Source organism: Pseudomonas sp. Y5-11, from assembly GCF_022368695.1.
In the GTDB taxonomy this organism is placed as follows: Bacteria; Pseudomonadota; Gammaproteobacteria; order Pseudomonadales; family Pseudomonadaceae; genus Aquipseudomonas; species Aquipseudomonas parakoreensis.
In genome coordinates, this window is sequence record NZ_CP058974.1 from 4,094,154 (window position 1) to 4,118,461 (window position 24,308).

Below are 24,308 nucleotides of genomic sequence, written 5' to 3' on the forward strand. Positions count from 1 at the left end.
CACCTGATATTTTTTTGCACAAAAATGAAACCGGTTTCAGAGGCAGATAACAATGAATAAACCCGCCGTTTCCATCAGCCTGTCCAGCTACGGCGCCGAGCTTGTGCGCCAACGCGGGCAAGATTTCTTCATCGACGTGCTGGCCGCCGCCGGTGCCAATCGCATCGAATGGCGCGAAGAGTTGCTGACCCGCGAAGTGCCTGCACAACTGCAGGCCGCCACCCAGGCGCAGGGTCTGCAAAGCATCTATTCGTCGCCGACCGAACTATGGCTCGCCGGTCAGGCGCGGCCCAATCCCGAACTGATCAACGCCCTGCAACACGCCCGGGCGTTTGGCTCGAAATGGCTGAAAGTCTCGCTCGGCTACTTCACCGACAACTGTGATCTGCAGGCGCTGCAGCAACTGCTGGGCAACACCCCGGTGCAACTGCTCGTGGAAAACGACCAGACCTTGCAGGGCGGCCGCATCGAGCCGTTCCAGCGTTTTTTCGCGGCGGTCGAGCAGCATGATTTGCCGATCAAGATGACCTTCGACATCGGCAACTGGCAGTGGCAGGACCAGTCCGCCGCTAACGCCGCACGTCTGCTTGGACGGCACGTCGGCTACGTGCACTGCAAAGCTGTGGCCCGGCGCGCCGACGGCAAACTGGTGGCGGTGCCGCCCGCCGTCAGCGATCTGCATGTGTGGGAACAACTGCTGCGCCACATGGCCCAAGGCGTTATGCGCGCCGCCGAATACCCGTTGCAGGGCGAAGATCTGGTGGCACTGACCACCGAACACGTCGCCGCCCTCGCCCGCCTTGGTCAATCGCGTCTGGAGCCTGCCCATGTCTGAGATCGATATTCTGTCGTTCGGTGAAACCATGGCGATGCTGGTCGCCGAGCAGACCGGTGATCTGGCGGCGGTCGAGCATTTTCACAAACGCATTGCCGGCGCCGACAGCAATGTGGCGATCGGCTTGTCGCGCCTGGGTTTCAATGTGGCGTGGCTGAGCCGGGTCGGCGCCGATTCCCTCGGCCGGTTCGTGGTCCAGACCTTGATCGAGGAAGGTCTGGATTGCAGTCACGTCGCGGTCGATGACCAGCAGCCGACCGGTTTCCAGTTCAAATCCCGTAACGACGATGGCAGCGACCCACAGGTCGAGTATTTCCGCCGTGGCTCCGCGGCCAGTCGTCTGTCCGTCCAGTCGATCACCGATACCTTGCTCAGCGCCCGTCACCTGCACGCCACCGGGATTCCACCGGCACTGTCAGCCAGCGCTCGGGAAATGTCGTTCGAGCTGATGACACGCATGCGCCATGCCGGGCGCAGCGTGTCGTTCGACCCGAACCTGCGCCCAAGCCTGTGGGCCAGCGAACGGGAGATGATCCGCGAAATCAACCGCCTCGCCGCCCTCGCCCACTGGGTACTGCCGGGTTTGAGCGAAGGTCGCTTGCTGACCGGGTTCGAAGACCCGGCGGACATTGCCGCGTTCTATCTCGATCACGGCGCTGAAGCCGTGGCGATCAAGCTTGGCCCGCAGGGCGCCTATTACCGCACGCAACTGGATCAGGGGTTTGTCGCCGGAGTACCGGTGGCCAACGTAGTCGACACGGTGGGTGCCGGTGATGGCTTTGCCGTCGGCATGATCAGTGCCCTGCTGGAGCATCAGAGTTTTGCCGAGGCGGTGCAACGCGCCAACTGGATTGGCAGTCGGGCGGTGCAGAGTCGCGGGGATATGGAGGGGTTGCCGACCCGGTCCGAGCTCATCGCTGAATTCCAGTCCGCCATCGCTGGCAAGCCAGCTCCCACAGGGTTCGGCGGTGGGAATGCAATAGTCGACTTACCCGAGATACCTGTGGGAGCTGGCTTGCCAGCGATGAGGCCCGCTCAGACAACCCATTAATTGAACCTGCTGCGACAAAAACAACAAGCTCAGGAGCAACACCATGAAAACCGCAACCCTCGCCGCCCGCCGCTGGTGGTACATCATGCCGATCGTGTTCATCACCTACAGCCTGGCGTATCTCGATCGCGCCAACTACGGCTTCGCCGCCGCCTCGGGCATGGCCGCGGACCTGATGATCACCCCGGGTCTGTCTTCATTGCTCGGGGCGCTGTTCTTCCTCGGCTACTTTTTCTTCCAGGTGCCCGGGGCGATCTACGCGCAAAAGCACAGCGTGAAAAAGCTGATTTTCTTCAGCCTGATCTTCTGGGGCGGGCTCGCCACGCTGACCGGCGTGGTCTCCAATGCCTATTGGCTGATCGTCATCCGCTTCATGCTCGGCGTGGTCGAAGCCGCGGTGATGCCGGCGATGCTGGTCTACCTGTGCCACTGGTTCACCCGCGCCGAGCGCTCGCGGGCCAACACTTTTCTGATCCTCGGCAACCCGGTCACGATGCTGTGGATGTCGGTGGTCTCGGGCTATCTGGTGCAGCACTTCAGCTGGCGCTGGATGTTCATCATCGAAGGCTTGCCGGCGGTGCTCTGGGCGTTTATCTGGTGGAAACTGGCCGATGATCGTCCGGCTCAGGCCAAGTGGCTGAGCGATCAGGAAAAGCACGATCTGGAAAGCGCTCTCGCCGCCGAACAGGTCGGGATCAAAGCGGTGAAGAACTACGCCGAAGCCTTCCGTTCGCCGAAGGTGATCATTCTGGCGCTGCAGTTTTTTTGCTGGAGCATCGGCGTCTACGGCTTCGTGCTGTGGCTGCCGTCGATCCTCAAGGCCGGCGCGCAAATGGACATGATCGAAGCCGGCTGGCTGTCGGCGTTGCCGTATCTGGCGGCGGTGATCGGCATGCTCGCGGTGTCGTGGGGCTCGGACAAACTGCAGAAGCGCAAACGCTTCGTCTGGCCGCCGCTGCTGATCGCCTCCATCGCGTTCTACGGCTCCTACGCCTTGGGCGCGGAACATTTCTGGTGGTCCTACACGCTGCTGGTGATCGCCGGCGCCTGCATGTACGCGCCGTACGGGCCGTTCTTCGCCATCGTTCCGGAGATCCTTCCGGCCAATGTTGCCGGCGGTGCCATGGCGCTGATCAACAGCATGGGCGCGCTCGGTTCGTTCGGCGGCTCGTACCTGGTCGGTTATCTGAACAGCTCCACCGGCTCGCCCGGCGCTTCGTACCTGCTGATGAGCGGCGCGTTGCTGCTGTCGGTGGTGCTGACGATTTTTCTCAAGCCCGGCGCCAGTGATCGTGTCGTGGCCAAAGCCGTTGCCACGCGTCCCGTGCCGGTGCATTCCTGAAGAGATTTTTGCCCATGAAAAAGCAAGTCGTGCTGTACAAAAAACTGTCGCCGGCGCTGATGACGCGCCTGCAGCAACACTGTGACGTGACGCTGATCGAAACCCTCGACGCCGACGGCCTGATGAAGCTGCGCGACGCCTTGCCGAGCGCCCACGGTTTGCTCGGTGCCAGCTTGAAACTTGACGCCGCGCTGCTCGATCTGGCGCCGCAACTGCAGGCGATTGCCAGCGTTTCGGTGGGCGTCGACAACTACGACATCGACTACCTGAGCCGACGCAAGATCCTCCTCAGCAACACTCCTGACGTGCTCACCGAAACCACCGCTGACACTGGCTTCGCGCTGATCCTCGCCACGGCCCGGCGCGTGGTGGAACTGGCGAACATGGTGCGCAGCGGCCAGTGGCACCGCAACATCGGCCCGGCGCATTTCGGCACCGATGTGCATGGCAAGACCCTGGGCATCATCGGCATGGGTCGCATTGGCGAGGCGCTGGCGCAACGCGGGCATTTCGGTTTTGGCATGCCGGTGCTTTATCACAGCCAGTCGCGCAAACCGGCAGTCGAGGCACGTTTTGACGCGCAGTACCGCAGCCTTGAGGCGCTGCTGCAAGAGGCGGATTTCATCTGCCTGACCCTGCCGCTGACCGCGCAGACCGAAGGTTTGATCGGCACCGAGCAATTTGCGTTGATACGCCCCGAGAGCATCTTCATCAATATCTCTCGCGGCAAAGTGGTCGATGAAGCGGCACTGATCGACGCGCTGCGCCATCAACGGATTCGCGCGGCGGGGCTGGATGTGTTCGAGCGTGAACCGCTGAATCACGACTCATCGTTATTGCAGCTGAATAATGTGGTGGCAACGCCGCACATGGGCTCGGCGACACATGAGACGCGGGAGGCGATGGCGCGGTGTGCGGTGGACAACCTGCTGGTGGCTTTGGCTGGGGAGAAGCCGGCTAATCTGGTGAATCCAGCGGCTTGGCAGGGCTGAAAAATCGCCGACTGAGAGTCCGTCTTCGCGAGCAGGCTCGCTCCCACAGGGTTCAGGTTGCACATAAAACTTTGTGCCCCCCTCCACCCACTGTGGGAGCGAGCTTGCTCGCGAAGGGGCCAGCCTCGACAACACAAACCATCAGGCACTGCGCGCCTGCAACAACTGCACCGCACACAACGCAATCCGTGCACAGGCATCCGCCAGCTTCACCCGGTCCAGCACCAGCCCGATGCGAATATGCCCCGCCGCACTCGGCCCGAACGCTTCACCGGCCAGCACCGACACCCCGTAACCTTCCAGCAGCCGCTCGGCAAATGCCTGCGCACCAAACCCGGTCTGGCGCACATCGACCATCACGAACATCCCGCCATCCGGGCGAATCGGCTGCAGCCCCGGGCAACCGCGCAAGCGTTCGCACACCAGATCGCGACGCAACCGATATTCCTCGCGCATCTGCGTCACCTCCGGCAGATCTCTTGCCAACGCGACCTCTGCTGCTTTCTGCACAAAATCCGGCAGACCGAACAGCATGCTCAACGACAGGTTCACCAGATGCTCCGCCAGCGCTTTCGGCCCGATCGACCAGCCGATGCGCCAACCGGTCATGGCGTGGGACTTCGACAGACTGTTGATGGTCGTCGTGCGTTCGGCCATGCCCGGCAGACTCGCCGGGCTGATGTGCTCGCCCTCGTAAAGCAGATCGCTGTAGACCTCGTCGCTGATCAGCCACAAATCGTGACGCACGCACAGCGCCGCCAGCGCTTGCCAGATCAGCAGGGAAAGGCTCGCGCCGGAAGGATTATTGGGACTGTTGAGCAACATCGCGCGGGTCTTCGGCGTGATCCGCGCGGCGACATCGGCGGGGTCAACGCGAAAGCCGTTTTCCGGTCGTACCGGTACCGGCACCACCGTCGCGCCGCACGCGCCGAACACCCCCTCGTAGGTCACGTACATTGGCTCGGCGACGATCACCTCGTCACCCGGATCCAGCAGGCATTGAGCGACCGAATACACCGCGCATTGCGCGCCGGGCAGCACGATCACGTGCTCGGCATCCACCACTTGACCGCTGCGCCGCTGGTGGCGAGCGGCGATCAGCTTGCGCAGCGCCAGTCGGCCACGCACTTCGGAATAATGCGTATCGCCAGCCAGCAGGCTGTCGATGGCGCCGTGAATGATCGGCAGCGGCGTGTCGAAATCCGGATCACCCACGCTCAGCAGCAGAATGTCGACTCCCTCGGCGCGCAACGCCAGCGCGCGGTCATGAATCTGCCAGGCCGCTGCCCCCTCCCCGGCGATGCGTTGGGTCAAGGCTGAATAGCGCATGTACGTCTCCTGATGGCGCGGTCTCCAGCCTTCACCCTAGGTCAAATCACAAACCGCGCCACCATCGCGTTCAAATCCACCGCCAGACGCGACAGTTCATGGGTCGCGGCGCTGGTCTGGTTGGCCCCGGCAGCCGATTGCGTGGCCAGGTCACGGATGTTGACGAGGTTGCGGTCGACCTCACGCGAGACCTGCGCCTGCTCTTCCGAAGCGCTGGCGATCACCAGGTTGCGCTCGTTGATCTGATGGATCGACTGGGTAATCTGCTCCAGTGCCACGCCAGCGGCACGAGCCATTTCCAACGTGGTCTGGGTGCGCTGGTTGCTTTGCTGCATCGACGACAAGGCTTCACCGGTGCCGTTCTGAATACCGGCGACCATTTTTTCGATTTCCTGAGTCGACTGCGCGGTGCGATGGGCCAAGGCGCGCACTTCGTCCGCCACCACCGCAAAACCACGTCCGGCCTCACCGGCACGCGCCGCTTCGATCGCCGCATTGAGGGCCAGCAGGTTGGTCTGTTCGGCGATGGCGCGGATCACGTCCAGCACCTTGCCGATGTCACGCCCCTGCGCGGCGAGGCCTTCGATCATTTGTGCAGTGCTCTGCACGTCATGGGTCATGGTCTGGATCGCGTCGACGGTTTTCACCACTTGATCGCGCCCTTCGCGGGCGGCCTGGGTCGACTGGTTCGAGGCTTCGGAGGTCGACACCGCGTTGCGTGCCACTTCTTCCACCGCGGCGGTCATTTCGTTGACGGCGGTGGCGGCCTGTTCGATTTCGTTATTCTGCTGTTGCAGGCCACGAGAGGCTTCTTCGGTGACCGCGCTGAGTTCTTCGGCTGCAGCGCCCAATTGAGTGGCGGAGCCGGCAATCTGTTCGATGGTTTTGCGCAGATTGGTCTGCATCGTCGACAAGGCTTGCAGCAATTGTGTGGCTTCGTCTTTGCCATCCACTTCAATCGACTGGGTCAGGTTGCCGCCAGCGATGGTTTGCGCCGCCTGCACGGCACGGTTCAGCGGGGTGACGATGCTGCGGGTCAGCAGCAGGGCCAGCAGGACAGTGGCAAGCGCCGCGACAACAGCCACAATGACGATACCGGTAATGGCGCTGTCGTAGTGCTCACCGGCCTGCGTGGAGGCGACTTTCGCGCCTGCAGCGTTGATTGCAATCAGCTTGTTGAGCTGTTCGCCCATCTGGTCAGTGCCGTCCTTGATCCGCGTGTTGATCAGGGTGCGCATTTCGTCGACCTTGTCCTGACGCGACAGCTCCATCATCTGGTTTTGCGCTTGCAGGTAGTTATCGAGTGTGGTCGCGAACGTCTGGTACAACGCTCGCTCTTCGCTCTCTGCCGGCAACGCGGCATAACTGGCCTGAGCACTGCGCACCTTGTCCACCAGCACGCCGATACGGGTTTGCGCTTCTTGCAGGCCTGCCGGGTCGCGGTTGACCAGAATCCGGAACGACAGAATCCGCAGGCGCAGAACGTTTTCCGTTACCACGCCAAGGTACGTGACGCTGGGCAGTTGATTGGTCTCCATGTCGATGGAGGCCTGGCGGATGGTCGACATGCGGTTGACGGCGAACACACCAAGGACAATCACCAACAAGGCGATAAAGGCAAAACCGAGGAAAGCACGAGGCGCGATATTCAGGTTACGCAAGGACATGGTTGGACTCTCGGATAGAGGTAACTGCGAGCGTCCTTGCCGTCATCACTGGCCCTTGAGCGGGGTCAGTCCGGCGGCACTGTTCGAGGGAATCTGTGTGCGCCTGACCTCTGTATCGGCGGCGCTTTAGGAAGATTTCGTGTAAAGCGAAAATATTTTTCAAGGTGTTTCACAACTGAAACACCCTGACACCAACCCTCTGTGGCGAGGGGATTCATCCCCGATCGGCTGCGCAGCAGTCGCAAAATCTCAAAACTCGTTTTTAGCGAAAAACGCAGGAGGCTGCTTCGCAGCCCATCGGGGATGAATCCCCTCGCCACAACATCTTCACGCAGTCAGTTATTGACTTTGGCCATCCGCCAGACGCGGGCAATGTCAGTCGCGCGTTCACGCAACAAGCGTGGGGCTTCGGCGCAGGCCTGCTCCAGGGTCATCGGGCCGCTGGTGACTGCGAATGCGGCGTCGATGCCGTGTTCGTAGAGCTCCTGATAACCCTCGCCGAGCGTGCCGGCGATGACAATGACCGGGACATCGTGTTTTTTGGCGATCCGCGCCACACCAAACGGCGTTTTGCCGCGCAGGGTTTGCGCGTCGAACCGCCCTTCTCCGGTGATCACCAGATCGGCGCCGTTGACCGCTTCCGCAAGGCCCACCAATTCGGCCACCACTTCCACGCCTGCTTGAAATTGCGCACCGAGAAACGCTTTCGCCGCAAAGCCCAGCCCGCCGGCCGCGCCGCTGCCCGGCTCATCGCGGACGTCTTTGCCCAACGCTTGCGCGCAGAAGTCGGCGAAGTGACCGAGGGCCTGATCCAGTTGTTGCACCTGTACCGGTGACGCGCCCTTTTGCGGGCCGAAAATCGCCGAGGCACCGTGCGGCCCGCACAGTGGATTGTTGACGTCGGCGGCGATATCGAAGCGCACGTGGGCCAGACGCGGATCAAGCTCGCTCAAGTCCAGCCGCGCCAGTTGCGCCAAGGCCAGGCCGCCCGGCACCAGAGCCTGCCCCTGAGCATCGAGCAATGTCACCCCGAGCGCCTGCATCGCGCCAGCGCCGCCATCGTTGGTGGCGCTGCCGCCAATGGCCAGAATCACCCGTTGCGCGCCGGCATCCAGCGCGGCGCGAATCAGTTCACCGGTGCCGAAGGTGCTGGTGATACAGGCATCGCGCTGCCCCGTAGGCACCAACTGCAAACCACTGGCCTCGGCCATTTCAATGATCGCGGTGTGGTTGTACGGCAGCCAGCCCCACGCCGCATCGACCGGAGTGCCCAGCGGCCCGCGCACCCGAGTCCGGCGCAGTTCGCCTTCGCAGGCAGCAAGAATCGATTCCACCGTGCCCTCGCCGCCGTCGGCCATCGGACATTTGACCAGCGTGGCGTGTGGCCAGACTTGCGCCAGCCCCAGCGCAATGGCCTCGGCAACGCCTTGGGCACTCAGGCTGTCCTTGAACGAATCGGGGGCGATGACGATCTTCATGCGAATTCTCCAGTTCCAATGCTCCTCATGCTGCCAGTCGGCATGCGCATTGACGCCTGTCCGCTGCACAAGGGCGGTTGGCGTTTATTGTTCATTTCTACAAAAGCCTTGGACTTGATGCCGAATGCTCTGGCCTCATCGCTGGCAAGCCAGCTCCCACAGGGATCTTCAGTGGCTACATAACTTGTAATCACCTTGTAAACCTGTGGGAGCTGGCTTGCCAGCGATGGCGGCCTTAAGAACAACTCATACCGCCGGATCAGTCTGCGGCAGTAATTGCACCCCAAGGTACAAGGCCAACATCCCGTCCAGCCGCAACGGATCAACTCCGCTGATCTCGGCAATCCGCTCCATCCGGTAACGCAAGCTGTTGCGGTGAATGCCCAGCGCATCGGCACAGGCCTGACTCTGGCCGTCGTGTTCGCACCAACTGCGCAGAGTCGCGAGCAACTGGCCGTTACCGTCCTTGGCAATCACTTTGCGCAACGGTTTGAGCAGTTCATCCAGCGCGTCGTCGTTGCGATGGCGCCAGAGCATCACCGGCAAACGATAGCGATTGAGCGTCAGCAGTCGCGACTGCGGCAGTACCTCCCGCCCATACGCCAGCAGATCACCGACCCGTCGATAACAGCGGCGCAAACCGGCCAGCCCATCCGCTTGCCCGCCGACGGCGATGCGCAGAATGTTCCAGCCCAGGCCATCGAGCTTTTCCAGCAAACGATCATGCTCAACCGTCTGACTGGCGGGCCGGCACCACAGCAGCGATGACTTGGCCGAACTCACGCACCAGCTGTCCGGGTAGCGCGAGGTCAGCCACGCACTCAGCGCCTCGACGGTTTGTCCCGGCCCTTGTTCCAGGCCCAGCTCGAACAGGTACGGCACCCGGGTCAACTGCGGCTTGAGCCCCAGTTGCTGCGCCTCATCGACCAGCCGCGGCGAGTCGCCGGCGTCGCTCAGCAGCAACGCCAGCAGGTCATCGCAACGCTGGCGCCGCCATTGCTGCTCGGCCTGCTGATTGCGCTGACCAACGAGCATTTCGGCAGTCATGCGCACCAGTTCGGCGTAGGTGCGCAGTTGCTCCGGCTCGCCGGTAATGCCGAGCACGCCGATCAGGCGTTGATCAAGCATCAGCGGCAGGTTGATCCCCGGCTGCACGCCTTTGAGATGCACCGCAGTTTGCGCATCGATTTCCACCACGCGGCCGTTGGCCAGCACCAGTTGCGCGCCTTCGTGACGGGTGTTGATGCGCTCCGGTTCGCCACTGCCGAGGATCAGGCCTTGGCTGTCCATGACGTTGACGTTATAGGGCAAAATGGCCATGGCCCGGTCGACGATATCCTGAGCGAGGTCGTGATCGAGTTCGAACATGATCGGCAAAATCCTTAAGCAACGGCGGCGGACGGTTGTTCACCCGCACAGGGTCTGGCGGCAAACCCTGTGCTCAGGCACAAAGACAATCCGGCCACAGGTGGCCGAGACTCTCAGGGCGATCAACGTTAACCTGTGCATCGCAAAAAATCATAATAAAGAGAGAGCCGCTATGTCGCAGAGCGCCGCAGCTACCCAGACCATTGATGACGGTAAAAACGCCGTCTACAAACGCATCACCCTGCGTTTGATTCCCTTCATTTTCATCTGCTACCTGTTCAACTACCTCGACCGGGTCAACGTCGGCTTTGCCAAACTGCAGATGCTCGACGCGTTGAAATTCAGCGAAACCGTGTACGGCCTCGGCGCCGGGATCTTCTTCATCGGCTACGTGCTGTGCGGCGTACCGAGCAACCTCGCGCTGACCAAGTTCGGTCCACGGCGCTGGATCGCGCTGATGATGATCACTTGGGGCACGCTGTCGACCTGCCTGCTGTTCGTCACCACTCCGACCCAGTTCTACACCCTGCGCCTGTTCACCGGTGCGGCCGAAGCCGGGTTCTTCCCCGGTGTGGTGCTGTATCTCTCGCAGTGGTTCCCGACGTTTCGCCGTGGGCGGATCATGGCGCTGTTCATGTCGGCGATCCCGGTCTCGGGCCTGCTCGGCAGCCCGTTTTCCGGTTGGATCCTCAATCACTTCGCCGCCGGCCAAGGTGGACTGGCGGGCTGGCAGTGGATGTTCCTGCTGCAAGGCATTCCGACGGTGATCCTCGGCGCCCTCGCCTATTTCCTGCTGAGTGACAGCTTTGCCAACGCCAAGTGGCTGAGCCCGCACGAGCGCGCGGTGCTTGAAGCCGATCAGGCCGAAGACCTGGCGAACAAACCGAAAACCACCTCCGACTCGTTGCTCGCGGTATTCAAGAACCCGGCTATCTGGGCGTTTGGCCTGATCTACTTCTGCATCCAGAGCGGCGTTTACGCGATCAACTTCTGGCTGCCGTCGATCATCAAGAACCTCGGTTTCAGCGACAACCTGGTGATCGGCTGGTTGAGCGCGATTCCGTATCTGCTGGCGGCGGTGTTCATGCTGCTGGTCGGGCGTTCGGCGGACTTGCGTAAAGAACGTCGCTGGCACTTGGTGGTGCCCATGCTGATGGGCGCCCTCGGTCTGCTGATCGCGGTGAACTTCGCCGCCAACCCGGCCATCGCGATCCTCGGCCTGACCCTTGCAACCATGGGCGCGCTGACCGGTCTGCCGATGTTCTGGCCAGTGCCGACCGCGCTGTTGAGCGCGGGCGCGGCGGCCGGTGGCCTGGCGTTGATCAACTCAATGGGGCAGATGGCCGGTTTCCTCAGCCCGTACCTGGTGGGTTGGGTCAAGGACAGCACCGGGTCGACCGATGCGGCGTTGTATCTGCTGGCGGGTGTGATTGTTGGCGGGAGTTTGCTGGCATTGCGCATGACGCGGACGCTGCGCGCGTAATTACGCTTGCAGATCAAAAGATCGCAGCCTGCGGCAGCTCCTACAGGGAAACACGTATTTCCGTGTAGGAGCTGCCGCAGGCTGCGATCTTTTTTCTTTACTGATTGCAACGCCGCAACTTGCCAATCACGGAAAAATCCCGCAAAAACGCGCGAATATTTAAAGGATTTTTACCAATGAGCTCGATTCTCGATCTGGAGATCTTCGTCCGCGTGGCCGACTCCGGCAGCATCTCCGCCGCCGCCCGCGCCCTGGAACTGACGCCGGCCGCCGCCAGCATTGCGTTGAAGCGCCTGGAAACCCGCCTAGGCATCCGCCTGCTCGCGCGCTCCACCCGCAGCATGCGCCTGACCGAAGAAGGTCGGCGCTATCTCGACAGCGTACGCATTGCCTTGTCTGCCCTGGCCGAAGGCGAACAAGCGCTCAAGCAACACGGCGAAGGCCTCAGCGGGGTGCTGCAACTGGCGGCGCCGTCGGATTTCGGGCGCAACGTATTATTGGCATGGCTGGATGATTTCAAACGCGAACACCCGAATATTCAATTGCAACTGCTGCTCAACGATCGGCACGCCGATCTGTTTCGCGAAACGGTGGATGTCGCGCTGCGCTTCGGCGTGCCCAGCGACTCGACGCTGGTGGCGCTGCCGATTCTGCCGGCGCATCGACGGGTAGCCTGCGCCAGCCCGGACTATCTGGCTCGCCATGGTACCCCGCAACATCCCGGCGAACTGAGCGAGCACAGCGCCCTGCTCTATTGGCGCAACGGCCGGCCTTACAACACCTGGCGCTTCAGTCGCGAGGACGAAACGCTGGAAGTTGAAGTCCACGGTGACTATCTCAGCGATGACGGCGAAGTCGCGCGGCGCTGGGCGCTGGCCGGGCATGGCATTGCCTACAAGGCGTGGCTGGACATCGCCGAGGACGTGCGCAGTGGACGCCTGCTGACGCTGTTCGATGACTGGCATGGCGAGAGCGTGCCGTTCAATCTGCTCTGCCCGCATCGGGTGCAAGTGTCCGAGCGCGTTCGGGTGCTGCAGGCGTTTTTGCAAACGCGTTGCGCGGCACTGAGCCGATAATTCACTTTGCCCCGTCGGGCGCTTCTGGTATTTGATGGAAGCTTTCCCACCGATAAAAGGATTTCGCCATGAGCTATCGCACACTGGGGCACTCGGGGTTGCAGGTGTCCACCCTCACCCTCGGCACGATGATGTTTGGCGAGCAGACCAGCGCTGAAGACTCACTGCGCATTATCGACAAGGCCTGGGATCAGGGCATCAATTTCATCGACACCGCCGACGTCTACACCAACGGCCGCTCGGAAGAAATCGTCGGCGAAGCGATTGCCCGCCATCGTCACGAATGGGTGTTGGCAACCAAGGTCGGTTTCGGCCCGGTGGATGGCCTGCCGAACCGCAGCGGCTTGAGCCGCAAACACATCTTCAACGGTCTGGAAGCCAGCCTCACGCGCCTGGGTACCGACTACCTCGACATCTATTACCTGCACCGCGAAGACCACAACACGCCGCTGGAAATCAGCGTGTCGGCGATTGGTGATCTGATTCGCCAGGGCAAGATTCGTTACTGGGGCCTGTCGAACTATCGCGGCTGGCGCATCGCCGAGGTGATTCGCATCGCTGACAAGCTCGGGATCGACCGCCCGGTGATCAGCCAGCCGCTGTACAACATCGTCAACCGCCAGGCCGAGACCGAACAGATCACCGCCGCGCAGACCTATGGCCTCGGCGTGGTGCCTTACAGCCCGCTGGCCCGCGGCGTGCTCAGCGGCAAATATGCACCCGATGTCACTCCGGATGCCAACAGCCGCGCCGGGCGTCAGGACAAACGCATTCTGGAAACCGAATGGCGGGTTGAATCGCTGCGCATTGCTCAGCAGATCCAGCACTACACCCAAGGCCGTGGCGTGGGCATGGTCGAATTCGCGATTGCCTGGGTGCTGAACAACAGTGCGGTGACTTCGGCGATCGTCGGGCCGCGCACCGAGCAGCAGTGGGACGCTTACACCAAGGCGCAGGCGGTGCAGATCACGGCGGAAGATGAAGCGTTTATCGACTCGCTGGTGACCCCGGGGCACGCGTCGACACCGGGGTTCAATGATGTGAGCCATTTTGTGTCGGGCCGTAAACCGCGTCAGGCCTGAAAGCCTCACAAGCCGGGCATCAGCGGCGTCAGCAGATTACGAGGGCAACACAAATCCATTGTGGGAGCGAGCCTGCTCGCGAAGAGGCCGGCACATTCAACATCTGCGTTGTCTGGCACACCGCTTTCGCGAGCAGGCTCGCTCCCACAGGTTTTGTGCTTATCTTCAGAATGTGGGAAATATTGAGCACTCGGCCAATATTCAGCACAAAAACCACGTATCCTGCGCGCCCTGTTTGATCACCCACCCGCGAGGACAGTTTGTCTAAAGGTATCGCTCTATCGGTATCAGCTTCGGTGCTGTTTGCCGTCATGTATTACTACACCTCGCTGCTCACCCCGTTGAGCGGCGTGGAAATCTTTGGCTGGCGGATGCTGCTGACCGTGCCGTGCATGACCGTGTTCATGCTGGTTTCCGGTGAATGGCGGCGAGTGCTGGAGTTGCTGCGGCGCGTGGCCGGCTCTCCGAAGCTGATAGGCGGCCTGAGCGTTTCGGCAGCGTTGCTCGGCGTGCAGTTGTGGCTGTTCATGTGGGCGCCGCTCAACGGTTATAGCCTTGACGTGTCGCTGGGCTATTTCCTGCTGCCGCTGGCGATGGTGCTGACCGGGCGCATCGTCTACGGCGACAGCCTGTCGTACCTGCAGAAAATCGCGGTGTTCTTTGCCGTTCTCGGCGTGGCAAACGAGCTGTATCGGGTCGGCGGTTTTTCCTGGGCGACCCTGGTGGTTGTGGTCGGTTACCCGCTGTACTTCGTGCTGCGCAAACGCTTGAAGACCGACAACCTCGGCGGTCTGTGGGTCGACATGACGCTGATGCTGCCGGTGGCGTACTGGTTTGTACGCGGTGGCGAGCAAGGCTTTGCCGTGTTCGATCAATACCCAGGCCTGTTGTGGCTGATTCCGCTGCTCGGCCTGATCAGTGCCTCGGCGCTGGTGGTGTACATCATTGCCAGCCGCTTGTTGCCGTTCAGCCTGTTTGGTCTGCTCAGCTATGTCGAGCCGGTATTGCTGCTCGGTGTCGCGCTGTTGCTCGGTGAAAGTATCAAGGCCGGTGAATGGCTGACTTACATCCCGATCTGGCTGGCGGTGGTGGTGCTGGTCTTCGAAGGCTTCAAGCACTTGATGCGGCAGCGCCGCTCTTAAAAGCAACCCAAAACAACTGTGGAAGCGGGCTTGCCCGCGAAAGCGTCAGGTCAGTCGACAAAGACGTTGAATGAAAGACCGAATTCGCGAGCAAGCCCGCTCCCACAGTTTTGCTGACGCAAAAAAATCCCGGCTCTACATTACTGCAAGCCGGGATTTTTTCATTCTAGTGGCGGCTTACTCGGTCGCGAGCACACCACGGCGCACCTGGTCACGCTCGATCGATTCGAACAGCGCCTTGAAGTTGCCCTCGCCAAAACCATCGTCGCCCTTGCGCTGGATGAATTCGAAGAACACCGGCCCCATCAGGGTTTCCGAGAAGATCTGCAGCAGCAGACGCTTGTCGTCCGGGTTCGACGAGCCGTCGAGCAGGATGCCACGCGATTGCAGTTGATCCACCGGCTCGCCGTGGTTCGGCAGACGGCCTTCGAGCATTTCGTAGTAGGTGTCCGGCGGCGCGGTCATGAAGCGCATGCCGATCTTTTTCAATTGATCCCAGGTCTTGACCAGGTCATCGGTGAGGAACGCCACGTGCTGGATGCCCTCGCCGTTGAACTGCATCAGGAACTCTTCGATCTGCCCGGCGCCCTTGGACGACTCTTCGTTCAGCGGGATGCGGATCATGCCGTCCGGTGCGGTCATCGCTTTCGAGGTCAGGCCGGTGTATTCGCCCTTGATGTCGAAGTAGCGGATCTCGCGGAAGTTGAACAGCTTCTCGTAGAAGTTGGCCCAGTAGGCCATGCGGCCGCGGTACACGTTGTGGGTCAGGTGATCGATGATCTTCAGGCCGGCACCGACCGGGTTGCGATCAACGCCTTCGATGAACACGAAATCGATGTCATAGATCGAGCTGCCTTCGCCGAAACGGTCGATCAGGTACAGCGGCGCGCCGCCAATGCCTTTGATCGCCGGCAAGTTAAGCTCCATCGGCCCGGTTTCGATATGAATCGGCTGAGCACCCAATTCCAGGGCGCGGTTGTAGGCTTTCTGCGAGTCCTTGACCCGGAACGCCATGCCGCAGACCGACGGCCCATGCTCGGCCGCGAAGTACGACGCTACGCTGTGCGGTTCATTGTTGAGGATCAGGTTGATCGCGCCCTGACGATACAGGTGCACGTTCTTGGAACGGTGGGTCGCGACTTTGGTGAAGCCCATGATCTCGAAGATCGGCTCCAGGGTGCCAGGAGTCGGCGATGCGAACTCGATGAACTCAAAGCCCATCAGGCCCATTGGGTTTTCGTATAAATCTGCCATGGTGACGCCTCATCATTCTTATCAATTAACCAGAGTTAGTTGTCAGTAATGCTGAGACCGGCGGGTGGTGCGCAGGAGATGCCTCGCACACTGCGGGCGAGGAAGTCACCATAGATCAGTTGAAACCCGAATATCTTCATTGTCGACCCAAGGCTCTTGCGGGCGAGGCTTCTGCTGCCAGAAGACGTTTATTATTGTATGCGTAACCGGATTCTACACAGCGTAAATAGGGTTGTCTGCCCTCTCTATAAAATCCGCCTTTTTCGCATCGGTGCAAGGGGTTTGTTGCACAGGTAAATTCCCGCCAGCACCAGCGCGCCGCCAAGGCACAGAGTCAAGGTGAGTCGTTCGCCAAGCAACAGCGCGCCGAGCAGCACTGCGGTCAGTGGATTGAGGGCTATGAACACGCCGGATCGGGTCGCGCCGATTTTGCGGATGCCGTCGTAGTAGCCGATATAAGCCAATGCCGAGCCGAACACGCCGAGGTAAATCAGGCTCAGCCATTGTGGCGTGTCGAGGTTGAACAAGGCTGCCGCGTTCATCTCGCCACGCAGTGTTGCCAGCACCAACAGCATCACGCAGCCGATCAATACCGAAAATGTCACTGTCTGCAGCGGGCCGAGTGCCTGATTCAACTCGCGGGAACACAGCGAATAAATGCCCCAGCCCGCTACGCAACCGAGAATCAACAAATCGCCGATCCAGGCATTCGGTGTCACGGCGAGCAATTGCGGGTTGCGACTGACGATCACCAGACTCGCGCCGCCAATGCACAGGGCGATGCCGGCGACTTTCACCCGGCCCAGGCGCTCCTTGAACAACAGCCAGGAAGCCAGGCCGATCACGGCCGGATTCAACGCGACGATCAACGAAGCGCGCGAGGCATTGATGTACTGCAGGCCATAAAAGAAACACAAGTTGTAGAAAAAGATCCCGAAGAACCCCAACAGCGTCAATTGCAGCCATTGCCGAGGCGTCGGTCGTGCCAGCGGGATGCGCGCAACCCATACAAACCCGAGCAACGCCACGCTGGCGAGCAGGAAGCGCAGGCTGGCGGCGAACAGCGGGCTGAGGCTGCCCGCCAGAAAACGCCCGGCGACAAAGGTCCCGCCCCACATCATGGTCACGGCTGCCAGCGTCAGATAAACCGACCGGTCAGAAACGTTACTGCGAGTTTGCTCCACGTTGCGCATAACGCTCCAAACCAGAGAAGCCAAAGGATGGCGTATCATTCACTTCATTCCTTGTCATCGTAAAATGAGCAAACACTCATGACCCTCACGCAACTGGAGATCTTCTCACTGGTCGCCGAACTGCGCGGCTTCACCCTCGCTGCCCACCGTCTGGGGATCTCGCAGTCAGCGGTATCCCACGCCATGAAATCCCTGGAGCAGGAGTTGGGCGTTGAGTTGTTGCGCCGTCACTCGTCGCAGGTGGAGCTCACCGATATCGGCGAGCAGGTGCTCCAGCGCGCACGCGCCATGCTCGGTCTGGCCAACACTCTGCGCCAGGAGGCGGCCGATGCCCGGGGCATGAAAAGCGGTACGCTGCGCATTGGCTCGTTTGGCCCGACGGCGTCGATCAAGTTGCTGCCGAGAATTCTGCAGCGCTATCGCCAAGTCCATCCCGGCATAGAAGTGCACATCGATGAGGGGCCGGACCGGCAGGTGCTGCAGTGGCTGGAAGAGCGGCGAATCGACGTCGGTTTCGTGGTGTTGCCCGAGGAACGCTTCGACACTTTCGCGCTGGTCGAAGACCAGATGGTTGCCCTGCTCCCGCTCGGTCATCCACTGGCCGCCAGCGCGGCGCTGAGCCTTCAGGATTTGTGTGCCGACCCGTTTGTGCTGACCGAGGCCGGTTCAGCGGAACTGGTTTCACGCCTGTTCACTGCCGCGCGCCTGCAACCGAACATTCGCTACCGCTGCTCGCAATTGCTCAGCACACTTGACGTTGTCAGCCGGGGCGATGCAGTCACGGTCGTCGCCGAAGGCTCATTGCCAGACGATCCAGCGCCGTGTTACGTGAAGAAGCCGCTGTTGCCGGCGGTGCAACGTCTGATCGGCCTCGCTGTTCTCGATCAGCGTCAGGCTTCGCCCGCCACGCGGGCATTTATCGAACTCGCCAAGCAGATCAATCAGCCGTGAGCGGCACAAGCGCCAGCGGCCATCTATCATGCCTTCTGACTCCGCTGTTCCTCACCGGTGCGCCGTTGCCAGGCCTGCATTCGAGCGTTCCACCTCATCGCAACAGGATGCGCCTATGCCCTTGACCGTCAGACCCCGCCGCAAACGTAGCGTACGCATTTTGATGACCCTGCTCTGCGGTGTATTGCCCGTCCTGCTGGGCGGCGGGATTCTGTATATGCAAGCCGAACGGGCCTTGCAGCAGAGCACGCAAAATACCGCCGATGAGGCGTTGCGCCAATTCGAGCTGATGCTCGACAACACCGCCCAGGCCGCCAGCGAATTATTGCCCCTGGCTGGCCAGCCCTGCGAAAGCGTAAAACTGGCTTTACGTGAGCAGGTAACCCGCCGGCCTTTCGTGCGTTCGACCAATCTGGTGTGGGACAACAACCTCTATTGCAGCTCGCTGTTCGGTGAATTCAAGGAAGCCGTCAACCCGGGCGACTATGCGCAAGGCAAACTGTGGTTGATGAATGGCAACCCCGTCACGCCCGACACCGCGCTGCTGGTGTATCGCCTCAGCGAAGGTCGCGGCGGCGCGCTGACTACGCTCGATGGCTATCACTTGAGCAACATCCTGCGCCTGATCGGCCGGCAGACGCAGTTGGTGCTGCTGGTCGGCGACAACTGGCTGTCGGCCGATGGCAAAGTGCATCAGGGCGCCCTGCCGCCGCTGCCGATAGCGCAAAGTACGTTGGTGTCTTCACGTTACGCCTTCAGTGTCAGCGCAGGGTTCGCGCAAGGGCAAACGTGGCGCTACATGGCCGCCGAATACCCACCCTTGTTCAGCCTGCTGATCTTTTTCGGGGTGATATCGGGCGCGATCGCTCACGTCCTGCAACGACGTGCCACCTCGCCCAGTCATGAAATGCTCCGCGCCCTGGAGGCCGGCGAGTTCATCCCTTACTTTCAGCCGGTGGTGCATGGTGACAGCAGGAAATGGTCCGGCACCGAAGTGCTGATGCGCTGGAAACACCCCAAGGAAGGCCTGGTGCGCCCGGACCTGTTCATCCCGTTCGCTGAACATTCGGGGCTGATCGTGCCCATGACCCGTTCGCTGATGCAACAGACTGCCGCCCTGCTCGGCCCGCTCTCTGCAGACTTCGACCAACCCTTCCACATCGGCATCAATATCACCGCCAGTCACTGCCAGGACTTGGAGCTAGTGGAGGACTGTCGCGAATTTCTTGCCGGGTTTGCCCCCGGCAGTATCAATCTGGTGCTGGAGCTGACCGAGCGCCAACTGATCGAGCCGACCGACGTCACGCACCAGTTGTTCGAGCAGTTGCACACGCTCGGCGTGATGATCGCCATCGACGACTTCGGCACCGGGCATTCAAGCCTGGGCTACCTGCGAAAATTCAATGTCGACTTTCTCAAGATCGACCAGAGTTTTGTCGCGATGATCGGCATTGATGCGCTGTCGCGGCATATTCTGGACACGATTATCGAACTTTCGGCCAAGCTTGATCTGGGTATTGTTGCCGAAGGTGTAGAAACTCCGGCACAGGCTGACTACCTGACCGCACACCACGTCAACTTCCTGCAAGGCTATCTGTTCGGAAAACCCATGCCCGGTGCCGACTTCATCGCTGCATTAAGTGATCGTTAACTAAAAATAAATTAAGCCCGACGCTTCGACGCGACGCACCAAATTGATACAAAACAACACTGTTGTTACATGACGACAAGATCAGGATTTACTCTTGGCGCATTAACTACTACAATTTTTTCAGCCTGTGCAAGATTGACAGGTGAGCCATTATCACCGAGTCGCTTCAAGGCTCTTGGCTTATAGCTTTGTTTGCGGTTGGTATCAGCCAAACACACTATTGGAGTAAAGATATTGTCCAGACTCGCTGAATTTCGTGCAGCTGAAAAGGCCCTTCAGGAACAGCTCAAGCAGCTGGAATCGCTGAAGAACGATGCCGGGCTCAAGAAAGAAATCGAATTCGAAGAAAAGCTCCAGGGGCTGATGAAAACCTACGGCAAAGGCCTGAAAGACATCATCGCCATCCTCGATCCGAACCCGTCCAAGTCCGGCTTGCAAGTGTCCGCCGCACCAAAAACCCGCCGCGCTCGCGTGGTCAAGGTTTATCAGAATCCGCACACCGGTGAACTGATCGAAACCAAGGGCGGCAACCACCGTGGCTTGAAAGCCTGGAAGGAACAATACGGTGCAGCCACCGTTGATTCCTGGTTGCGCGGTTAATCTTGCGCCAACAAACAAGCCCTGCTGTATGCAGGGCTTTTTTTTGACAATATCTAACAAAAGCAACGATTTCCCCCGCGCTAGTTATCAATCCGCTTTAACACCCACAAGACGTGAGGCTAAAAACTCTTGCCGGATGTTGCGACGGTCATCGCTGCTAAACTTTGTGCTTAATGCCTTCGAGGTATCTAACCTGGCCGAGGTGAAACAGAGGCTTAAAGTTTCAAGCTGTTTCTCACGGCGACTATTTCGTCAGCGCTGGCCTTATAAATCTCAGCCTGACCCGCGTAAGAAAGTACATACGCCTTATCCGCCCCGACCGCCGCAACCAATGTTTGCGACAACACATGTCGGCCATTTTCAGTGATCGTACAGGTGGTTTCCAGTGCGTCCAGGGCGCCGAGTTTCGCCGGGTGCACCTTATTGCAAACACTCTGATAACCGCCCTGGAAAAAGTCTTTCTGAATTGACTTGCGCATCTCCAGCAGCACGCCCTGCACATTGACCTGATGGCCAGCTTCAACCTGAGTCATGGTCAACTCCATCACCATGACCTGATTGCCATCGGCGTCGTTTTTCACCGCACGCTGGCGCGACACCTGCGGCGGCGTGTCGGGCAATGCCTGGGTTTCCCACCCCGCAGGCCAGGTGATACTCGGCTGATCGGCCCATGCCGGAGCGGCCAGCAGCGACGAGAAAAGGCAAACGAACAGCACTTTGAACGGTCGGATCATTACCAGAGGCACTCGCAGATTGAGCAGCAAAGTCTGAGGCCCGGTCGCCCACAGAGCAAGCCGCGCATTCGGTTTGGCGATGCCGCCCCGCATGCGTATCATTGCGCCCATTCACTCGCCCCATTGTTACGGAGGGCCTATGAGCCTGCACGAACTGAACACTTTCCCCGGCGTCACTGCCACGCCAGACAGCGCAACCCGCAACTTCGTCTTCAACCACACCATGCTGCGCGTGAAGGACATCACCAAGTCCCTGGACTTCTACACCCGCGTCCTGGGCTTCTCGCTGGTTGAAAAGCGTGACTTCCCGGAGGCCGAATTCAGCCTGTACTTCCTCGCGCTGGTCGACAAGGCGCAGATCCCGGCCGACGCCGCGGCCCGCACCGAATGGATGAAGTCGATTCCCGGCATCCTCGAACTGACTCACAACCACGGCACCGAAAACGACGCCGACTTCGCTTATCACAACGGCAACACCGACCCGCGTGGCTTTGGTCATATCTGCATCTCGGTGCCGGACATCGTCGCGGCTTGCGCGCGTTTTGAAGAGCTGGGCTGTGATTTCCAGAAGCGCTTGACCGATGGCCGCATGAAAAGCCTGGCGTTCATCAAGGACCCGGATGGCTACTGGGTAGAAATCATCCAGCCTGCACCACTGTAAAAAGATCGCAGGCTCCGCCAGTTCCTACACATTCCTTGTAGGAGCTGCCGCAGGCTGCGATCTTTTGCTTCAGCCATAAAAAAACCCATGATCGCTCATGGGTTTTTGCGTTTCAGCGACTGATGCTTATGCCGGCGCCGAAGTACGGATCAAGTGATCGAACGCGCTGAGGGAAGCCTTGGCGCCCTCGCCCACTGCAATCACGATCTGCTTGTACGGCACGGTGGTCACGTCACCCGCCGCGAAGATCCCCGGGATCGAGGTCTCGCCACGGTTGTCGACGATGATCTCGCCGCGTGGCGACAGCTCGATGGTGCCTTTGAGCCAGTCAGTGTTCGGCAGCAGACCGATCTGTACGAAGATCCCTTCCAGCTCGACGTTGCGCAGTTCGTCAGTCTTGCGATCCTTGTAACGCAGGCCGTTGACCTTCTCGCCATTGCCGGTGACTTCCGTGGTTTGCGCACTGGTGATCACGGTGACGTTTGGCAGGCTGTGCAGTTTGCGTTGCAGCACCGCGTCGGCACGCAGTTGCACGTCGAATTCCAGCAACGTCACATGGGAAACGATACCGGCCAGGTCGATGGCCGCTTCGACGCCGGAGTTACCGCCGCCGATCACCGCCACACGCTTGCCTTTGAACAGCGGGCCGTCGCAGTGCGGGCAGTACGCCACACCCTTGTTGCGGTATTCCTGTTCGCCCGGCACGTTCATTTCACGCCACCGTGCGCCGGTCGCCAGGATCACGCTCTTGGCTTTCAGGGTCGCACCGCTGGCGAAATGGACTTCGTGCAACTCGCCATTCTTGCCGGGAATCAGCTTGTCGGCGCGCTGCAGGTTCATGATATCGACGTCGTACTGCTTGACGTGTTCTTCCAGCGCCGTGGCCAGTTTCGGGCCTTCGGTTTCCTGCACGGAGATGAAGTTCTCGATGGCCATGGTGTCCAGCACCTGACCGCCGAAGCGCTCGGCCGCCACACCGGTGCGGATGCCTTTACGGGCGGCATAGATAGCAGCCGAAGCACCGGCCGGGCCACCGCCAACTACGAGCACATCAAAGGCTTGCTTGGCGCTGATCTTCTCGGCCTGACGCTCGATGGCGCCGGTGTCGAGTTTGGCGAGAATTTCTTCCAGCCCCATACGGCCCTGACCGAAGTTTTCACCGTTGAGGTAGATGCTCGGCACAGCCATGATCTTGCGATCGTTGACTTCGTCCTGAAACAACGCGCCATCGATGGCGACGTGACGGATGTTCGGGTTCAGCACCGCCATCAGGTTCAACGCCTGGACCACGTCCGGGCAGTTCTGGCACGACAGCGAGAAGTAGGTCTCGAAGCTGAACTCGCCCTTGAGCGAGCGGATCTGTTCGATGACTTCAGCACTGGCTTTCGATGGGTGGCCGCCGACTTGCAACAGGGCCAGCACCAGCGATGTGAATTCGTGGCCCATCGGAATGCCGGCAAAACGCAGGCTGATGTCGGCACCTGGGCGATTGATCGAAAACGACGGCTTGCGCGCATCGGTGCCGCTGTCGATCAGGGTAATTTGGCTCGAAAGACTGGCAACGTCTTTGAGCAGGTCAAGCATTTCCCGGGATTTCGCACCGTCGTCGAGGGAAGCAACGATCTCGATCGGCTGGGTGACCCGTTCCAGGTACGATTTCAACTGGGCTTTAAGATTGGCGTCCAACATACGGGCGATCTCCTGTGTCTTTATTCAAGGCGAAAAAAAGCCCGAGCGAATCTCGCCCGGGCTTTTTCAATGGGCGGTGCAGCTTACTGAAGTAGGTGCGGAGTACCGCCCTGTGTTGCGTGTCTCACAGACTCAGATCTTGCCGACCAGGTCCAGGGACGGAGCCAGAGTGGCCTCGCCTTCTTTCCACTTGGCTGGGCAAACTTCGCCTGGGTGAGCAGCAACGTACTGAGCAGCCTTGATCTTGCGCAGCAGCTCGGAAGCGTCACGGCCAACGCCGCCATCGTTCAGCTCAACGATTTTGATCTGGCCTTCAGGGTTGATCACGAAGGTGCCACGGTCAGCCAGACCAGCTTCTTCGATCAGCACGTCGAAGTTGCGGGAGATGACGTGGGTCGGGTCGCCGATCATGGTGTATTCGATTTTGCCGATGGCTGGCGAAGTGTTGTGCCAGGCAGCGTGAGCAAAGTGGGTGTCGGTCGAAACGCTGTAGATTTCCACGCCCAGTTTCTGGAACGCAGCGTAGTTGTCGGCCAGGTCTTCCAGCTCGGTTGGGCAAACGAAAGTGAAGTCGGCTGGGTAGAAGAACACTACGGACCATTTGCCTTTCAGGTCAGCGTCCGAGACTTGTACGAAGTCGCCGTTTTTGAACGCGGTAGCTTTGAACGGTTTTACTTGGCTGTTGATGATAGGCATTGATGACTCTCCGTCAGGGTTGTGAATTCGATGG

At 60.3% G+C, this 24,308-nt stretch carries 21 protein-coding genes; 12 read left to right on the forward strand and 9 right to left on the reverse strand.

The features are described from left to right. The first annotated feature begins 52 nt into the window (after positions 1-52). Genes HXW87_RS17970 through HXW87_RS17985 form a run of 4 tightly spaced genes read left to right on the forward strand, consistent with a single transcriptional unit; the run spans position 53 to position 4,220 of the window. Complete coding sequence (locus tag HXW87_RS17970; protein ID WP_239777097.1) at positions 53-835, forward strand: AP endonuclease; 783 nt, start codon at positions 53-55, stop codon at positions 833-835. Next, a complete protein-coding gene (locus HXW87_RS17975; protein WP_239777099.1) occupies positions 828-1,886 on the forward strand; it encodes a sugar kinase in 1,059 nt (352 codons plus the stop codon). Before HXW87_RS17970 ends, HXW87_RS17975 begins: the two co-directional genes overlap by 8 nt. 43 nt (positions 1,887-1,929) lie before the next feature. Further along, positions 1,930-3,228 carry an MFS transporter gene (locus HXW87_RS17980; RefSeq protein WP_239777101.1) on the forward strand — a complete coding sequence of 433 codons (1,299 nt, stop codon included), beginning with the start codon at positions 1,930-1,932 and terminating at the stop codon, positions 3,226-3,228. Positions 3,229-3,242: 14 nt separating this feature from the next. Continuing rightward, a complete protein-coding gene (locus HXW87_RS17985) occupies positions 3,243-4,220 on the forward strand; it encodes an NAD(P)-dependent oxidoreductase (RefSeq protein ID WP_239777103.1) in 978 nt (325 codons plus the stop codon). Positions 4,221-4,361: 141 nt separating this feature from the next. Here HXW87_RS17985 and HXW87_RS17990 read toward each other — a convergent pair whose 3' ends face one another. From HXW87_RS17990 to HXW87_RS18005, 4 genes are all read right to left on the reverse strand, one after another. After that, a complete protein-coding gene (locus tag HXW87_RS17990) occupies positions 4,362-5,549 on the reverse strand; it encodes an aminotransferase class I/II-fold pyridoxal phosphate-dependent enzyme (RefSeq protein WP_239777120.1) in 1,188 nt (395 codons plus the stop codon). Between the two features lie 41 nt (positions 5,550-5,590). Continuing rightward, positions 5,591-7,216: a methyl-accepting chemotaxis protein gene (locus tag HXW87_RS17995; protein ID WP_239777122.1), complete on the reverse strand. Its 1,626-nt coding sequence runs from the start codon at positions 7,214-7,216 to the stop codon at positions 5,591-5,593. A gap of 335 nt (positions 7,217-7,551) precedes the next feature. After that, a complete protein-coding gene (locus HXW87_RS18000) occupies positions 7,552-8,694 on the reverse strand; it encodes a glycerate kinase (protein ID WP_239777124.1) in 1,143 nt (380 codons plus the stop codon). A 246-nt stretch (positions 8,695-8,940) separates the two neighbouring features. Further along, complete coding sequence (locus tag HXW87_RS18005; RefSeq protein WP_182401032.1) at positions 8,941-10,062, reverse strand: sugar diacid recognition domain-containing protein; 1,122 nt, start codon at positions 10,060-10,062, stop codon at positions 8,941-8,943. Positions 10,063-10,234: 172 nt separating this feature from the next. On the opposite strand from HXW87_RS18005, the gene HXW87_RS18010 reads away from it, so the two are divergent. The 4 genes from HXW87_RS18010 (at position 10,235) to rarD (ending at position 14,845) form a co-directional block, all read left to right on the forward strand. Next, positions 10,235-11,545: an MFS transporter gene (locus tag HXW87_RS18010; protein WP_041063709.1), complete on the forward strand. Its 1,311-nt coding sequence runs from the start codon at positions 10,235-10,237 to the stop codon at positions 11,543-11,545. 176 nt (positions 11,546-11,721) lie between these two features. Further along, entirely contained in the window at positions 11,722-12,621 is a 900-nt protein-coding gene (locus HXW87_RS18015; protein ID WP_239777132.1) for a LysR family transcriptional regulator, read from the forward strand. Between the two features lie 68 nt (positions 12,622-12,689). Further along, entirely contained in the window at positions 12,690-13,703 is a 1,014-nt protein-coding gene (locus HXW87_RS18020; RefSeq protein WP_239777146.1) for an aldo/keto reductase, read from the forward strand. Between the two features lie 260 nt (positions 13,704-13,963). Beyond that, positions 13,964-14,845, forward strand: coding sequence for an EamA family transporter RarD (rarD, locus tag HXW87_RS18025; RefSeq protein WP_131670374.1), 882 nt, complete (start codon positions 13,964-13,966; stop codon positions 14,843-14,845). A 177-nt stretch (positions 14,846-15,022) separates the two neighbouring features. Here the strand turns inward: rarD and hppD are convergent, their stop codons facing one another. Continuing rightward, positions 15,023-16,099, reverse strand: a complete 1,077-nt coding sequence (gene hppD, locus HXW87_RS18030) for a 4-hydroxyphenylpyruvate dioxygenase (RefSeq protein WP_041067161.1) — start codon at positions 16,097-16,099, stop codon at positions 15,023-15,025. A 245-nt stretch (positions 16,100-16,344) separates the two neighbouring features. Further along, positions 16,345-17,292, reverse strand: coding sequence for an EamA family transporter (locus HXW87_RS18035; RefSeq protein WP_239777148.1), 948 nt, complete (start codon positions 17,290-17,292; stop codon positions 16,345-16,347). Positions 17,293-17,370: 78 nt separating this feature from the next. On the opposite strand from HXW87_RS18035, the gene HXW87_RS18040 reads away from it, so the two are divergent. The 3 genes from HXW87_RS18040 to HXW87_RS18050 all read left to right on the forward strand — a co-directional run bounded on the left by HXW87_RS18040 (position 17,371) and on the right by HXW87_RS18050 (position 20,494). Continuing rightward, positions 17,371-18,243 (forward strand): LysR family transcriptional regulator, encoded by an 873-nt coding sequence (locus HXW87_RS18040; protein WP_047294259.1) that lies wholly within the window; start codon positions 17,371-17,373, stop codon positions 18,241-18,243. A 115-nt stretch (positions 18,244-18,358) separates the two neighbouring features. Next, positions 18,359-19,894, forward strand: a complete 1,536-nt coding sequence (locus HXW87_RS18045; RefSeq protein ID WP_131670373.1) for an EAL domain-containing protein — start codon at positions 18,359-18,361, stop codon at positions 19,892-19,894. A 234-nt stretch (positions 19,895-20,128) separates the two neighbouring features. Beyond that, complete coding sequence (locus tag HXW87_RS18050) at positions 20,129-20,494, forward strand: histone-like nucleoid-structuring protein, MvaT/MvaU family (protein WP_003224630.1); 366 nt, start codon at positions 20,129-20,131, stop codon at positions 20,492-20,494. A 215-nt stretch (positions 20,495-20,709) separates the two neighbouring features. Here the strand turns inward: HXW87_RS18050 and HXW87_RS18055 are convergent, their stop codons facing one another. Next, positions 20,710-21,228 carry a DUF4946 domain-containing protein gene (locus HXW87_RS18055; RefSeq protein ID WP_239779168.1) on the reverse strand — a complete coding sequence of 173 codons (519 nt, stop codon included), beginning with the start codon at positions 21,226-21,228 and terminating at the stop codon, positions 20,710-20,712. Between the two features lie 139 nt (positions 21,229-21,367). Here HXW87_RS18055 and gloA point away from each other — a divergent pair, with 139 nt between their 5' ends. Continuing rightward, positions 21,368-21,889: a lactoylglutathione lyase gene (gene gloA, locus HXW87_RS18060; RefSeq protein WP_007963339.1), complete on the forward strand. Its 522-nt coding sequence runs from the start codon at positions 21,368-21,370 to the stop codon at positions 21,887-21,889. Positions 21,890-22,015: 126 nt separating this feature from the next. On the opposite strand, the gene ahpF is transcribed toward gloA, so the two are convergent. Together ahpF and ahpC are read right to left on the reverse strand one after the other, a co-directional pair. Beyond that, a complete protein-coding gene (gene ahpF, locus HXW87_RS18065; protein ID WP_041067149.1) occupies positions 22,016-23,578 on the reverse strand; it encodes an alkyl hydroperoxide reductase subunit F in 1,563 nt (520 codons plus the stop codon). Between the two features lie 132 nt (positions 23,579-23,710). After that, the gene (gene ahpC / locus HXW87_RS18070) at positions 23,711-24,274 is read right to left on the reverse strand and encodes an alkyl hydroperoxide reductase subunit C (protein WP_003224621.1); all 564 of its coding nucleotides are present in this window, start codon (positions 24,272-24,274) and stop codon (positions 23,711-23,713) included. Between the last annotated feature and the right edge of the window lie 34 nt (positions 24,275-24,308).